This is a genomic window from Winogradskyella pacifica (assembly GCF_003386275.1).
Taxonomy (GTDB): Bacteria; Bacteroidota; Bacteroidia; order Flavobacteriales; family Flavobacteriaceae; genus Winogradskyella; species Winogradskyella pacifica.
The window spans coordinates 1-16248 of sequence record NZ_QREI01000006.1 but is presented as its reverse complement, the minus strand read 5'-3'; the positions used below and the strand labels follow the sequence as shown (position 1 = coordinate 16248).

14 protein-coding genes are annotated in these 16248 nt (G+C 33.8%); 7 read left to right on the top strand and 7 right to left on the bottom strand.

The features are described from left to right. Window positions 1-287: hypothetical protein (locus DFQ09_RS18950; RefSeq protein WP_181897179.1), on the bottom strand; the 287-nt coding region annotated here is incomplete at its 3' end. Window positions 288-868: 581 nt separating this feature from the next. On the opposite strand from DFQ09_RS18950, the gene gyrB reads away from it, so the two are divergent. The 5 genes from gyrB (at window position 869) to secDF (ending at window position 8650) form a co-directional block, all read left to right on the top strand. Continuing rightward, window positions 869-2818: a DNA topoisomerase (ATP-hydrolyzing) subunit B gene (gyrB, locus tag DFQ09_RS12690; RefSeq protein ID WP_115810939.1), complete on the top strand. Its 1950-nt coding sequence runs from the start codon at window positions 869-871 to the stop codon at window positions 2816-2818. A 265-nt stretch (window positions 2819-3083) separates the two neighbouring features. After that, window positions 3084-4010 (top strand): malate dehydrogenase, encoded by a 927-nt coding sequence (gene mdh / locus DFQ09_RS12685; RefSeq protein WP_020897308.1) that lies wholly within the window; start codon window positions 3084-3086, stop codon window positions 4008-4010. 92 nt (window positions 4011-4102) lie between these two features. After that, complete coding sequence (locus DFQ09_RS12680; protein ID WP_115810937.1) at window positions 4103-4759, top strand: DUF4412 domain-containing protein; 657 nt, start codon at window positions 4103-4105, stop codon at window positions 4757-4759. Between the two features lie 77 nt (window positions 4760-4836). Continuing rightward, window positions 4837-5448: a hypothetical protein gene (locus DFQ09_RS12675; protein ID WP_115810935.1), complete on the top strand. Its 612-nt coding sequence runs from the start codon at window positions 4837-4839 to the stop codon at window positions 5446-5448. 154 nt (window positions 5449-5602) lie between these two features. Then, the gene (gene secDF / locus DFQ09_RS12670; protein WP_115810933.1) at window positions 5603-8650 is read left to right on the top strand and encodes a protein translocase subunit SecDF; all 3048 of its coding nucleotides are present in this window, start codon (window positions 5603-5605) and stop codon (window positions 8648-8650) included. Between the two features lie 127 nt (window positions 8651-8777). Here the strand turns inward: secDF and DFQ09_RS12665 are convergent, their stop codons facing one another. The 6 genes from DFQ09_RS12665 to folE form a co-directional block, all read right to left on the bottom strand. Then, window positions 8778-9641, bottom strand: a complete 864-nt coding sequence (locus tag DFQ09_RS12665; RefSeq protein WP_115810931.1) for an alpha/beta hydrolase family protein — start codon at window positions 9639-9641, stop codon at window positions 8778-8780. Further along, entirely contained in the window at window positions 9634-10137 is a 504-nt protein-coding gene (locus DFQ09_RS12660; protein WP_115810929.1) for a DUF192 domain-containing protein, read from the bottom strand. Before DFQ09_RS12660 ends, DFQ09_RS12665 begins: the two co-directional genes overlap by 8 nt. Further along, window positions 10138-10962, bottom strand: coding sequence for a prolipoprotein diacylglyceryl transferase (gene lgt, locus DFQ09_RS12655; RefSeq protein ID WP_115810927.1), 825 nt, complete (start codon window positions 10960-10962; stop codon window positions 10138-10140). 185 nt (window positions 10963-11147) lie between these two features. Beyond that, entirely contained in the window at window positions 11148-11384 is a 237-nt protein-coding gene (gene yidD / locus DFQ09_RS12650) for a membrane protein insertion efficiency factor YidD (RefSeq protein WP_092469661.1), read from the bottom strand. Window positions 11385-11386: 2 nt separating this feature from the next. Further along, a complete protein-coding gene (cysS, locus tag DFQ09_RS12645; RefSeq protein WP_115810925.1) occupies window positions 11387-12868 on the bottom strand; it encodes a cysteine--tRNA ligase in 1482 nt (493 codons plus the stop codon). 59 nt (window positions 12869-12927) lie between these two features. After that, window positions 12928-13605, bottom strand: coding sequence for a GTP cyclohydrolase I FolE (gene folE / locus DFQ09_RS12640; protein ID WP_115810923.1), 678 nt, complete (start codon window positions 13603-13605; stop codon window positions 12928-12930). Between the two features lie 195 nt (window positions 13606-13800). On the opposite strand from folE, the gene DFQ09_RS12635 reads away from it, so the two are divergent. Both DFQ09_RS12635 and DFQ09_RS12630 read left to right on the top strand, forming a co-directional pair. After that, window positions 13801-14241: a hypothetical protein gene (locus tag DFQ09_RS12635; protein WP_147298349.1), complete on the top strand. Its 441-nt coding sequence runs from the start codon at window positions 13801-13803 to the stop codon at window positions 14239-14241. A 12-nt stretch (window positions 14242-14253) separates the two neighbouring features. Further along, the coding region (locus DFQ09_RS12630) for a PKD domain-containing protein (RefSeq protein ID WP_115811290.1) at window positions 14254-16248 on the top strand (1995 nt) is incomplete at its 3' end.

Sequence of the window (16248 nt, the reverse complement as noted above, 5' to 3'; positions counted from 1 at the left end):
CCAGTTGCAGGTGCTGTAAATTTAAACCAAACATTATTTTTAGGTCCGTTATTGTTCCAATTACTACCTGCATTCTTATCTGGAGTAGCACCTATAATCGTATAAGCAGCATCGGCAGAACAACTGTTAATAATGGTTGTTACATCTATGGCATTTGTAAAATCATCGTTTACAGGTGTCTGCGAAAATATAGGATTCAACACTAGAGAACATATAATCATAAAAACTGATTTCAATACAAAGTTCAGTTTTGAAGAAATTATTCTCTCGAATTTAATATTTTCCATAAATTCTGTTTTCGGATGGATTAAATACAACATTTTGATATTATTTTTAATGTAATTTTCGAAGGCAAATATAGAATTTAATCTTTAAACGGCAAGAATATTCGATTAAATGCAGAATCTTGTAGTAATTTGTGTTTTTTCGAGAAAAAACTTACACCATGTTGAAATCTCTATTATTGAAGTATGATTAAAGATTTGTAGACTGTTTTTAGTTGTAATATTTAAATAAAAGAACTTAAAAATTAAGCTTCTAAGAGGTTTTTTGATTTTTTGAAGATCAAGAGGATTTAAAAAATTAAAAAATCAATTTTAAGGTGCTTTTTAATCGTTCTAAGCGACTTTTTAGAAATTAACAAATGTTGATAATTTTTAACCTAAACGGGCAAAAGGTGCTTAAAATGCGTTAAAAATCCGTATATTTGTTAGTATTCAAAAATGATACAATTGTGTCATTTTTTTTATGTCAAAGAAGCGCTTAATTTTCACAATAAAGTTGAAGGAAATTGAGGTAGCTAATTTGATTCCGTTGAAGAATGGAATTTTTTTAAATAACGATTCGAATTAAAAACGTATTCAAGATAATGAGCGACAAAAGAGAAGAATTTAACAAGGATAACTATTCCGCAGATAGTATTCAAGCTTTAGAAGGCATGGAGCATGTGCGTATGCGTCCATCGATGTATATTGGCGATACTGGTGTTAGAGGTTTGCACCATTTAGTTTATGAGGTAGTGGATAACTCAATTGATGAAGCTTTAGCTGGTCATTGTGATAATATTACCGTAATTATAAATGAAGATAATTCTATTACGACAGAAGATGATGGTCGTGGTATACCTATAGATTTACATAAAAAAGAAGGAGTCTCAGCATTAGAGGTTGTAATGACCAAAATTGGTGCTGGTGGTAAGTTCGATAAAGATTCTTATAAAGTTTCTGGTGGATTGCACGGTGTTGGTGTAAGTTGTGTTAACGCATTATCTGATCATTTAACAGCTACAGTTTTTAGAAAGGGTGAAATCTGGGAGCAAGAATACGAAAAGGGGAAACCAATGTATCCTGTAAAGAAGGTTGGTGAAACTGAAAAAAGAGGAACCATTGTTACTTTTAAGCCAGATGCTACAATCTTTACGCAGACTCTAGAGTATAACTATGATACCTTAGCAAGTCGTATGCGTGAGTTGGCATACCTTAATAAAGGAATCACTATTCATTTAGTAGATAAGCGTCATAAAAAGGATGATGGAGAGTTTGAAGGTGAAACATTTCACTCTACAGAAGGTCTTAAGGAATTTATCAAGTTTTTAGATGGTAACCGTGAGCCTTTAATAAAAGAGGTTATTGCTTTTGAAGGTGAAAAGAATGGTGTGCCAGTTGAGGTTGCTATGATTTATAACACGTCTTATGCTGAAAATTTACATTCTTATGTAAACAATATTAATACACATGAAGGTGGAACACACTTATCAGGATTCCGTCGTGGTTTAACACATACCCTTAAAAAGTATGCTGACGAATCTGGGATGTTAGATAAGTTGAAGTTTGATATTGCTGGTGATGATTTTCGTGAAGGTTTAACAGCTATTATTTCGGTAAAAGTACAAGAACCACAATTCGAAGGACAAACAAAAACGAAGTTAGGAAACCGTGAAGTTTCAGCGGCGGTAAGTCAGTCTGTTTCTGAAATGTTAACGGATTATTTGGAAGAAAATCCAGATGATGCAAAAACTATTGTTCAAAAAGTCATTTTGGCTGCCCAAGCACGTCATGCTGCTCAAAAGGCACGTGAAATGGTTCAGCGTAAAACCGTAATGAGTATTGGTGGTTTACCTGGAAAATTATCAGATTGTTCAGAGCAAGATCCTGCAAAATGTGAAGTTTACTTAGTCGAGGGAGATTCGGCAGGTGGAACTGCAAAACAAGGTAGAGATAGAATGTTTCAAGCCATTCTACCATTGAGAGGTAAGATTCTTAATGTGGAGAAAGCCATGACGCATAAGGTTTTTGAAAACGAAGAGATCAAAAATATCTTCACCGCTTTAGGGGTTACTATCGGAACAGAAGAAGACAGTAAAGCACTAAATCTTTCAAAATTAAGATACCATAAAATAGTTATTATGTGTGATGCCGATATCGATGGTTCGCATATTGAAACTTTAATTTTAACGTTCTTCTTCCGTTATATGAAGGAGTTAATTGAAAACGGACATATTTATATCGCAACTCCACCTTTGTTCTTAGTGAAAAAAGGAACGAAAAAAGAATACGCTTGGAATGATGAAGAGCGCTTGGCTTTAATGCAGAAATATGGTGATGGTGCAAAAATTCAACGTTATAAGGGTCTTGGTGAGATGAATGCTGAACAACTTTGGGATACTACAATGAACCCGGAGTTTAGAACATTGCGTCAAATTCAGATTGATAATGGGGTAGAAGCAGATCGTGTATTCTCAATGTTAATGGGAGATGAAGTGCCACCACGTAGAGAGTTTATAGAAAAGAATGCTATTTACGCTAATATCGATGCATAAATAATGTAATGATAAACGAATTTAAAAAGCAACTATGTAACAACATAGTTGCTTTTTTTTATTGGGCTAATGATGAAGTTATCTGTAGGAGGAAATTGAATACTTTCTTCTTTAACGGTAATTTTATTCGTAAATTTACACTCGTATTTAATACATAATTTACACATTAAAACATATAATTATGAAATACGCTTTCGCACTATTTATATTAATTTAATAGTTTTAAGCGCGTTCCATTAGACATTAATTTAAATAAAAAGAACAAATGAAAGTTACCGTAGTTGGCGCTGGTGCAGTAGGCGCAAGTTGTGCAGAGTATATTGCAATTAAAAATTTTGCTTCTGAAGTTGTAATCTTAGATATTAAAGAAGGTTATGCAGAAGGTAAAGCAATGGACTTAATGCAGTGTGCTTCTTTAAATGGTTTTGACACTAAAATTACAGGAAGTACTAACGATTACTCTAAGACAGCAAATAGTGATATTTGTGTAATTACTTCTGGTATTCCTCGTAAACCAGGAATGACAAGAGAAGAATTAATTGGAATCAATGCTGGTATCGTAAAAATGGTATCATCTAGCTTAGTAGAACATTCTCCTAACACAATTATCATTGTTGTAAGTAACCCAATGGATACAATGACGTATTTGGTGCATAAAACTACGGGTTTACCTAAGCATAGAATTATAGGAATGGGTGGAGCTTTAGATTCTGCACGTTTTAAGTACAGATTGGCAGAAGCTTTAGAAGCGCCAATTAGTGATGTAGACGGAATGGTCATTGGTGGTCATAGCGATACAGGTATGGTGCCATTAATATCTCATGCGACAAGAAATAGTATTAAAGTTTCTGAATTTTTATCAGAAGAGCGCTTAAATCAAGTTGCAGAAGATACTAAGGTAGGTGGAGCGACGTTAACTAAATTATTAGGAACTTCGGCTTGGTATGCGCCAGGTGCTGCAGTAAGTGGTTTAGTTCAAGCCATTGCTTGCGATCAAAAGAAAATTTATCCTTGTTCTACCTTACTAGAAGGAGAATATGGTTTATCTGATCTTTGTATTGGTGTGCCAGTTGTTTTAGGTAGAAATGGAATAGAAAAAATCGTTGATGTATCTTTAAGTGATGCAGAAAAAGAACACATGAAAGCAAGTGCTGAAGGTGTTAAGAAAACAAATGGATTATTAGAACTATAAGCTTTAATAAAACATCTAATTTGAAAAACCTTACCGACATCTTTTGTTGGTAAGGTTTTTGTATACTAACAACTAATTATAAAAAATAAGAAATGAAAAAAATACTATTATTTAGTTTTGCGTTAATGTTAAGTGTTGTTGCTACAGCGCAAGAAAAACTTACAGAAGGAGTTCTTATCGCTAATCAAACCATGTCTAGCGACAATCCACAAATGAATGCTCAGCTACAAGCTATGGGAGACTCAAAGGCGACTACTTATTTTAAAGGTGAAAAATCACGTAGCGAAACAAGCAGTCCAATGACAGGAGATATGGTTATCATTGTTGATGCCGTTGAAAAACAAATGTTAATGCTATTAGATCAACCAGGTTTGGGCAAAAAATTTGTTCTACAATCTTTTATTCCTACTGAAGAGGATTTAAAAAGTGTAAGCGTAGAAAAAGGTGATGAAACAAAAACTGTATTGGGTTATGAATGTCAACAATATTTTATCAAAATGAAACAAAATGGACAAGATGTAGAAATGCAAATGTTTACAACTGATAAAATTTCTGCTTTTAGCCATAACACTACAGCCATGGGAGATAAAATTGAAGGTTATCCTTTATATTTTGTAATGAAGATGAACCAAATGGGTGCGAGTATCGAAGTAACATCTGAAATAACTGAGATTAAAGAAGAATCTGTTTCAGATGATAAATTAAGCTTAACACCACCAGAAGGTTACACCAAAATGGAGGGGATGTAATTCAATTACATGTAAGGTTTAAAATTTAAGATAAGGCTGTAGAAATACAGTCTTTATTTTTTGTCTATATTTGGCGCATGAAAACCAAACTGCATTTTGGATTGTTAGTTTTACTCTTGGCGTTTTTAGGAACGTATCTAGAGCAAAATACATTACCCAATCAACAGATTGTGGTTCAGTTTTCTGATTCAGATATTTCTTCAGAAGATGCAGAAATTACGATTGAAGCCATTCAAAATCAACTGCAAAGTATTGGTGTTACTCATATTCAAATAGGCCAGAATAATGAAGGCCAACTTAGAATAACTTATCATAGTGATAGCCATGTTAAATATATTCAGAATGCACTTTTTAATGTTGAAACGTTAAGAGTAGCATATAAATCTACTGATAATCCGTCCGATAATTTTCCTAAACACAAAAGTGTTAAGGATTACGAGCTTAATATCTCTGAATTAAAGACCAGTAATACTGTTAATTGGGATTTTGAACGTACTCAGATTGTAGAGGTTAATCAGAAAGTAGATCGTTTTTTATATTCAAAGACCAATACTTTTGGTAATCATTTCTCTGATATTAAAATCAATTACAGCATTAAAGTTGCTACTGCAATTAATAATGACGCTACTGTATCAATTAATACTATTTCTTATATCATTCCTGAAGTACGAGCAGGACCAACTGCCTAAAAGGAATTATATAATCTCAAATAATTCCACTTCATTTCAAAGCGTTTTTTTAGTCAAAAAACTCAAAATCAATTTATAAAAAAAGATTGTCGAATTATAGTGTAAGCTCTATATTTGCGCGTTAAAAAAAAATCGACATTAAACAAAAATCACAATGCAAAACAAAGGAATAATTAAGCTTTTTGCGCTTTTATTTGGTTTGGTAAGTATTTACCAATTATCATTTACTTTTAAAGCGAATCAGATAGAAGCTAATGCAGAACAAGCAGCAATTGTAAAATATGCTGATACAGAAGAGGATTACCAAACGAAACGAAATATCGAAGAGGCTCGCTATTTAGATTCGTTGAAAACCTCAAAAATTAAAGTAGGTGAAAACTTTGAGTCTATCGAAGTTTACAACTTAGGTGTTGCACAATACACTTATAACGAAGTTGAAAATAATGCCATGAATTTAGGTTTAGACCTTAAAGGTGGTATTAATGTAATTCTTCAGATTTCAGTAAAAGATATCTTAAAAGGTTTAGCTAACAAAAGTAAAAACCCAGTTTTTAATAAAGCTTTAGATGATGCTGATGAATTACAAAAAAATTCTCAAGATTCTTATTTACAATCTTTCTTTGCTGCATTTGATGCCATTAAAGGAGATACAAAATTAGCGTCACCAGATATTTTTGCGAATAGAACCTTAAGTGAAGATATCAAATTCGATATGTCAGATAACGAGGTTAAAAGTATTATCGAAACAAAAATTGATGAGTCTATCGTTTCTGCATTCGAAGTATTACGTAAACGTATTGATAAGTTTGGTGTTACTTCACCAAATATTCAACGTTTAGGAAACTCTGGTCGTATTCTTCTTGAATTGCCAGGTGCAAAAGATATCGAGCGTGTAACAGATTTAGTAACTAAAACAGCACAGTTACAATTTTGGGAAACGTACAAGACGCAAGATGTTTTACCTTATTTAATGGAGGTTAACCAAAATTTGGTTGAAGAAAATAATAAGAAAGAAACAAAAGATGAGGTTGCAGAGGTAACGGAAGATCAAGAAGAAGATACTTCAGATGTTATTAATGAACTTACCGGACAAATAGAAACGGATTCTACAGATGTTGCTAATATTAATCCTTTAGGAATTCAGGGTTATGGAAATGGTGGCTCTGTTGTTGGTATGTTCTTATCTAAAGATAAAGAAAAAGTTATGGAGCATTTAAACGCTTCAAAAAACAGAGCTTCTTTACCTGCAGAAATGCGTTATGTAAGATTTGTATGGGGATTACAAAATGAAGAATCTGAGTTTTCTGAACTTTATGCTATTAAAGGTAATAGAGATGGTGAACCAGAATTAAATGGATCTGTAATTACAGATGCAAGACAAGATTATGACCAAGTAAGCAGACCTGCTGTTAGTATGCAGATGAATGCTAAAGGAGCTAAGACCTGGGAAGAAATGACCAAAAAAGCGTACGAAACACAAGGTTATATTGCTATTGTATTAGATGATATTGTGTACTCTGCACCAAGTGTGTCTTCTGGCCCAATTGCTGGTGGTAACTCTCAAATTTCAGGATCATTTTCATTAACAGAAGCTGTCGATTTAGCTAACGTTTTAAGAGCTGGTAAGTTACCTGCTTCTGCTGAGATTGTTCAATCAGATATCGTTGGGCCTTCATTAGGACAAGAGGCTATTGATAGTGGAATGAAATCATTCGTTATCGCTTTAGCGTTTGTATTACTTTGGATGATTTTTTATTATGGAAAAGCTGGTGGTTTTGCAGATATTGCCTTAATGTTAAACATCTTATTAATCTTTGGTGTGTTAGCAAGTTTAGGAGCGGTATTAACCTTACCTGGTATTGCTGGTATTGTATTAACGATTGGTATTTCGGTCGATGCGAACGTACTGATCTTTGAGAGGATTAAAGAGGAGCTCGCAAAAGGAAAAACGCAAAAGGAATCTATTAAAGATGGTTTCTCTAATGCATTATCTTCAATCTTAGATGCAAACATTACAACTGGTTTAACTGCTTTAATTTTATTTGTATTTGGTACAGGACCAATTAAAGGTTTCGCAACAACATTAATCATTGGTATTTTAACATCATTATTTACTGCAATTTTCATTACACGTTTATTAGTAGACTGGTATGTAAACAGAGGCGGTAAATTAGATTTCTCTACAGGTTTAACTAAAAACTTATTTACCAATGTAAATATCGATTTCTTAAAGAAACGTAAGATTGCATATGCTTTTTCTGGAGCATTAATTTTAGCAAGTTTAGGATCGCTTTTTACAACAGGTTTAGATCAAGGTATTGACTTTGTAGGAGGTAGAACCTACCAAGTACGTTTCGATCAAGACATGAGTGTTGAAGAAGTTAAAAATGAGCTTGAGGTTGTCTTTGAAAGTGCGGAAGTAAAAACTATTGGTGGGCCAAACCAATTAAAGATTTCTACGAAGTATAAAGTAGAAGATAGTTCATTAGAGGCTGATGAAGAGGTAGAGTCTATGTTGTTTACAGCATTACAAAAATACCTTCCAGAAGGCATGACTTATGATGAATTTAAAGTTGGCTCGGGAGATGCCAAAATCGGTAAAATGTTGTCTAGTAAAGTGAGTCCAACAATTGCAGATGATATTCAAAAAGCATCTATTTGGGCAATTTTAGGATCTTTAGTAGTTGTATTTTTATACATCTTAATAAGATTTAAGAAATGGCAATTCTCTCTTGGTGCTGTTGCTGCAGTTTTCCATGATGTATTAATTGTATTAGGTATCTATTCATTAACATGGAGATTTATGCCATTTAGTATGGAGGTTGATCAAACTTTTATCGCGGCAATCTTAACGGTAATTGGTTACTCACTAAATGATACCGTTGTTGTATTCGATAGAATTAGAGAGTACTTCAATGAAAACTTAGGTTGGAAATTCGATACGACAATTAACAAATCTATTAACAGTACGATTAGTAGAACTTTAAATACGTCGTTAACAACTCTAGTAGTGTTATTGGCAATGTTCTTATTTGGTGCAGACTCACTGAAAGATTTATTATTCGCTTTAATTTTGGGTGTAATCGTTGGTACATACTCTTCAGTATTTATTGCAACACCAATTATGTACGATACAGCTAAAAAAGGTAACGTAGCAGAAGCATTAAAGAGTAAAGAGAAAGAAGTTGTTGAAGAAGCTTAAGCTTTAAAATACATCCTATTCTGAATTAATTCAGAATGAAAGATGCCCTTCTTAATTGAAGGGCATTTTTTTTGTGATATGATTGTAGTGTTTTGGTGAGATTAGTGATTAAAGAAGTCGCTAAGGTCTACGTATGCTTCGCTATCCATTGATGCGTTATCTTCCATAAAGATGCTTTAAACGCACTTCTAAAGAATCCAAAATGACCAACATTTGCAATGCCTAGATCTTCAGGAATGATATGTTGTCTATCTATTTTGGCTTTGGTGAACTGCTTAGCCAACCAATCTACTGAAGCTTTTGATGCAAACTTATCTTTAGTAAAGCTTAAAGCTAATAAGGGCTTATTGAAGTTTTTAAATTGAAGGTCTTCAAAATTAAATTCACGCAGCATATAATCTTTATGAGTTCCCCAATGTCTCCATTGGTAAGCCATGTGTTTGGGTAAATTTTCAAAGAGCTTTATTTTTTTAGCAGGAAAATAACCAAAGAAAGGAGTTAGTGTCGGAATGAGTACATACCAAAATGTGAACATTCTAAAACGCTCAAAACCATTCCAATGTTTCCAATAACCACTTTGCGAAGCAACCGTAATTATAGCATCAACTTGAGCAATGTTCTTATTAAAAGCTAAAATTTGACCTCCAATACTATGAGTAATAACAATTATTTTATGGGTAGGGTTTTGAGATTTGGCATAACTAATAACAGAGGCTTGGTCATTTTCTCCCCAAGACTCCAAATTGATAGTATTTTGTTTTAAGTCTAAAATACTCAAATTAGATTTACCTATACCAGAATAATCAAAGGTGTAAACGGTATAGCCTAATTCTGAAAAATAGGTGGCGAATTTATAATAGAAATACTGTAAAACGCCAGTGGCTGAAGAGATGACTATAGTTTTATTATTTGAAGTATTGGGTTTAAATACCGAAAGACTTAAGCGATGTTCTAAAGGAGTAGTGATATCTAAACCTATGGGCTTAGTCATTAGTTTGAGTAAAACTAATCTTATCTCCTACGGCAAGTTGCCAAACATCAGAAAGGCCGCCGTAAATCTCTAAAACATATTTAGCAGGGGCTTCAGACCGAAGAGACGTTTCATCCATGGGTTTTGCGTTCTTTTGAAAGCTTACGATGGTTTTATCTTCATCTATATAAATAATGTCTAGAGGAATTTTGGTGTTTTTCATATAGAAACTACGCATTTCTACATTTGGAAATATAAATAACATCCCATGATTGGCTTCAAGCTTAGTACGATACATTAAACCCGTTTGGGTAGAATATTCGTCATCTGCAATTTCTATATCTATAATCTTTATTATAGAATCAGAATCTGCTTTTTTCAGCGTAAGCGTACCTTCTTTTTTAAAGTTAACGACAACTTTATCTTCAGTTGTTGTTTTCTTTTCTTCTTTGCAAGATGAAAGAAGAGTAAGCCCTAAAACAAGAAGTCCAGATTTTATAAATAATTGAATACGCATTTAGCTCAGTTTTGTTTTAGGTTTATAGATAAACATAAAGTATAGACCTATAATTATAAAAGGAATACTTAGCCATTGACCTGTATTTAATACCCAATCCGCACGTTCAATATTTTGAGCTTCTTTAACGAACTCTACAAAGAATCTTACAGACCACAGTAATACTAAAAACAGACCAAATAAGAAACCTTGCTGTTCAGATTTCTTCGTTTTCCAATAGAAGTAAAAGAGGATTAAGAATACAAAAACATAACAAAATGCTTCGTACAATTGTGCTGGATGTCTCGGTGCGGTTTCACCTAATTGCTTAAATACAACACCAAAATCACTACCAGTATATTTTCCAATGATTTCTGAATTTATAAAGTTTCCGATTCTAACAAATACAGCACCAAGTGCCACAGGAATTACCACACGATCTAAAATCCAAAGGACAGTTTTATGTAATACTTTTTTGTTGTAGATGTACATAGAAATAATCATGGCAATAGCAGCACCATGACTTGCTAAGCCTTGAAAGCCTGTGAATTCAAAACCTCCTTTAAATTTAAAAGGCAAAAAGATGCTGAAAAAGTCTTCTGAAATTAATTCCGGTTGGTAAAAGATAACATGGCCTAGTCTTGCACCAAGCATAATACCTACTACAGAATAGATAAACAAAGAATCTAAAGCGTCTTCGGACTGACCTTCGTTTTTATAGATGCGCTTGGTAATGTTAAAGCCTAAAACAAAGGCTGTAATCCACATCAAACTGTAAAAATGAAGTTTAAAAAATCCTAAATCGATAAACTTAATAGGATCCCAATCAATCTGTAATAAAAACATAGTTATTCTCTTTATGCCGTAAATATAATATTTTGATAGCGATTGAAAATGAGATTAACGTAATATTAATTCTCTTTAGGAGGAACAGGGTCAAAACCACTACCTCGCCCAAGGCGACGGAACGTAAAGAAAATATGCGGAGTACATTTTTAGAGAACGGGCGAGCTGGCGCGTTGGTAAATTTTTTAGTTGTCATCCTTTTTAGGAACAGGGTCGAAACCACTACCTCCCCAGGGATGACAACTAAAAATCCGCTTCACAGCTAACCAACCTCCTTTAAAAAAACCATGAACTTCTAAAGCTTCTTTGGCATAATGGGAACAGGTGGGTTGGTACCTGCAAGTTGCAGGTGTCATTGGAGAAATAAACGTTTGATAGATTTTAATCAGTAATAAAAACGGATATGTTAATAGTTTTTTCACGATTAGTTTGTCGTAAAAGTCGTGCCTTCTCTACTATCATTTAGTTGAATACCAGCTTCAGCCAATTGGTCTCTAATTTTATCAGACAATGCAAAATCTTTATTTAATCGGGCTTCTTTTCTAAGATTGATTAAGATTTCAACAGCACCAGTAAGTTTATTACCTCCTGTACTTTCTTTTGAAATATTTACCAAACCAAGAACTTCAAAGACAAAAGATTCAATCGTTTCTTTTAAAAGCGCTAAATCTTCAGGAGTAACTGTTGCACTTCCATCCTTTACTTGGTTGATGAATTTTACAGCCTCAAAAAGTGACGCAATTAAAATCGGAGTGTTAAAATCATCATTCATAGCATCGTAGCATTTCTGCTTCCAATCTGTAATGTTGAATGACGATGAAGAACTTGTCTTTAAATTATCAATTATACCAATAGCATCCATAAGTCTATGGAATCCCTTTTCGGCAGCTGATAAACCGTCATCAGTTAAATCTAAAACACTTCTATAAGAGGCTTGCATCATAAAAAAGCGAATGACGCTAGGATTATAAGCTTTAGACATAATATCATTGTCGCCAGAAAGTAATTCTGCTGGGTTGATATAATTTCCAGTGGATTTACTCATGCGAGCACCATTAAGCTCTAACATATTGGCATGCATCCAATACTTTACAGGAGCTTGACCTTTTGAAGCTTGATTTTGTGCAATTTCACATTCGTGATGTGGGAATTTTAAATCCATTCCACCTCCATGAATATCAAAATAATCACCAAGATATTTAGTGCTCATTGCAGTACATTCTAGATGCCATCCTGGGAAACCATCACTCCAAGGAGAAGGCCAACGCATAATATGAGTGGGTTCAGCTTTCTTCCAAAGTGCAAAATCTTGAGGGTTTTTCTTGTCGCTTTGTCCGTCTAGTGCACGTGTGTTATGAATTAAGTCTTCTAATTTACGTTTGCTTAAAATGCCATATTCGTTAGATTCATTGTATTTATGAACATCAAAATAAACCGAGCCATTTACAGTATATGCAAAGCCATTATCTATAATAGATTGAATTAATTCAATTTGTTCTATAATATGACCTGTTGCGGTAGGCTCTATACTTGGTGGTAAAAAATTAAAAGTGTTGAGTACATTATGGAAATCAACGGTATAACGCTGAACAATTTCCATAGGCTCTATGGCTTCTAATCGTGCTTTTTTGGTGATTTTATCTTCGCCAACATCAGCATCATTTTCTAAATGTCCGGCATCTGTAATATTTCTCACATAGCGCACTTTATAACCTAAATGTTTCAGGTAACGAAAAATCATATCAAAAGACATAAACGTTCTCACATTACCTAAATGTACATTGCTGTAAACTGTAGGTCCACAAACATACATTCCAACATAGCCATCAGTTATGGGTTGAAAAATTTCCTTTTCACCAGTAAGTGTATTGTATAATTTTATGTGCTGTGTATTGTATAAAGACATGATGCGATTTTTGAAAAATGAATCAATATAATGACGTGAACTAATCTAGTGGATAGGACTTAAAATTGAGTGTCTAATTTGATGTAGTCTAAAAGTTCTCTTCGAGTTTCTTTCTCATTAAATTTCCCACCAAACTCTGAAGTAACGGTGCTACTTTCAATATCTCTTATACCACGAGAATTAACACACAAATGTTTGGCATCAATGATACAAGCCACATCATCGGTTCCTAAAACGGCTTGAAGTTCTTTTACTACCTGTATCGTTAATCGCTCTTGTACTTGTGGTCTTTTAGCATAATAGTCCACAATTCTGTTCATTTTAGATAAACCAACAACGGTACCATTAGAAATGTATGCAATATGAGCTCTTCCTACAATAGGTAATAAGTGATGTTCGCAAGTAGAATAAACGGTAATGTTTTTTTCTACAAGCATTTCTCCATACTTATATTTATTGTCGAAGGTTGAGGCACTAGGTTTCTTATCAGGATCTAAACCACCAAAAATTTCATTAACAAACATTTTAGCAACTCTATTAGGAGTGCCTTTAAGGCTGTCGTCATTTAAGTCTAAACCTAAGGTCTCTAATATATGTTTAACATCACCTTTAATGCTTTCTATTTTTTCAGCGTTTGATAGTTTAAAGGCGTCAGGTCGTAAAGGTGTATCACTAGATGATCCTATGTGATCATCTCCTAAAGCATCAATATCGTTAAAATCACTTTCGATTTTCATTGTAATATAATTGTTAGCAGTTTTTAAAAACGAGTGGCAAAGATAAACAATAAAAATAGTTTGGATGAGGTAGGAGTTTTATAATTACAACTGTTTAATAAGTAAAACCGTTAAACTCCAATATCCTTGGACGAATTAACAATTGGTTTCCTAAAATTTTCTTAATTTTCGAAATTATAATATTCTGAATTATCTATGAAAAAACTACAATTTATCTTTATGCTGATGCTCATACCTTTATGTATGTTTAGTCAACAATCCACTCAAAAAACTCCGTTGCCATTAGTTGAATATAATGACAATGTTAATATGCCATTAACGGCTGTTGAGCGTGCTCAAATAATTGAAGCCTATGGAGAATCTGCCGAAAAGCTTGTTTTTAATATTCCTCATCGCTTAAAAAGCATAAAAAATATTCTTAGAAATAGGGTAGAGGTAAAATTAATAGTTAATAAAAATGAAAAGAAAGCTTGGCCTAAACTATCAGAAGTTTCTGGAGTAGAGAAAAGCAAATCATTTGATCGTAATAATTTTAATCCTTTAATGTACGGTTTCAATTTTAATACAAGATTTGGAGCTACTTATCAAATAGATAACACCAATTATTATATTATCATAAAATCTCAATATCAATAAAAAAATAAAAGCATGAAATACATATTTACTATAATCCCTCTATTATTTTCATCACTTTTATTCGCTCAAGATGTTAATATGCAAACCGCTACAATTAATCAATGTGGAGGTGTTTTTTATGATTCTGGCGGAGAGTTTTCTAGTTACAATAACGATGAAAATTTTATATTGACTATTTGTCCAGAAAATCCAGGTGAAAGAGTTCGGTTAGAATTTACGGATTTCTTTACTCAAGGAGGTGGTACCCCAGATGTCATGTCTATTTTTAATGGTGATTCTGTTGCAGCTACTTCGTATGGGGATTTTTCAGGGCCTAATAGTCCTGGTATTGTTCAAGCAAGTGTTAATAATACGTCAGGGTGTCTAACGATACAGTTTATTTCTGATGGAGCAGGAAGTGTTGATGGTTGGGCTGCAACTATATCTTGTCTGACTGATTGTCAGGTGATTAATTCGCAAATAGATTCTGCAAGTCCAGCACCAAATGGAGATGGATATATTAGAGTTTGTCCTGATGAAGAAATAACCTTAACAGGTAGTGGTACGTTTTCTTCAAGTGGAGCAGGGGCAACTTACGAATGGGATTTAGGAGATGGTAATACGGTCGCAGGTCAAACAGCTACATTTTCATATCCGAACCCTGGCGTCTATATTGTAAACTTAAATATACGTGACGATAATACTTCAACCGATCCAGAGGGTTGTGATAATAATAATTTAATTAACCAGGTTATTCAGGTCGGTACGGAGGCAGATTTTACAGGTACACAAGCAACAAATATTACACTTTGTTATGGTGAAAGTACGGATATAGTCGGTGCAGTAGAGGCTGTAGAATTTATTAATGATTGTACACCACCCGTTAGTGGGGTTCTTGAATTGCCTGATGATAACGGTGTGCCGTTTGACTCTTCTATATCGGTAGATTGTTATGAATCTGACCAAACAATTACTGATGTGAATCAATTGGTTAGTATTTGTGTAACTATGGAGCATTCTTATTTGGGGGATTTAGAAATTCAAATCATCTCACCTAATGGACAAACGGTTAATTTAATTAATAATCCAAATGGTGGTGGTTCTGCTAACTTAGGGCAACCATGGTCTGTAGGTACTGTTGATGGAAATAGTGGTAATCCTACACCTGGAAGAGGAAGTCGATATTGCTTTGTGCCAGATGATAGTTTAGATAGTTTAATAGAAGGAATTGTAGAAGGAGGAACGTTTGTAAATGGTGATGGGCCAGATACTTACCAGGATTCATATGTTCCGCCAGGTAGTTATAGTTCGGAAAACTCTTTAAATGGCCTCTTAGGTTCTCCTTTAAATGGGGATTGGACTATTAGTGTAACTGATCATCTAGGCCAAGATAATGGTTACATTTTTGCATGGAGCATAGAGTTTGATCCTAACCTTCAACCTCCAGAGCTTTCGTTTACACCTGTAATTGATACTGAAGCATGGGACGCAGACCCTACAATAATAAATACTGCAGGTAATGTTATTACAGTACAACCACCTGCAGCAGGTCAATATTGTTATACATATAGAGCTACTGATGATTTTGGATGTGAGTATACTGAAGAAGTGTGTATTGATGTTTTACCTGAGTTAATAACTGATGCGCCACTCAATTTATTTGTTTGCGATACCGGTATTCCTCCTTACTTTTTTAATTTAGATTCTAATACATCGGTTGTAAGTGCTAGTGCTACAAATGCTGGTGATTTGGTAATTACATATCATAATTCACTCGCTGAAGCAGAAAACGATCTAGCGGCTATAGCTACCTCAGGAAATTATGATGGTGTTGACGGTGAAACTATATATGTTAGAATAGAGTATTTAAATTCTGGGTGTTATGATACATATCCTTTTACTTTAAACGTGGCAGGTCAACCAACCATCAACACCGTTCCAGATTTAGAAATATGTGATGATGTCGATAATGACGGTTTGGGTAGTTTTGATTTAAGCGACCAAACATTAGGTATATTAGGGTCACAA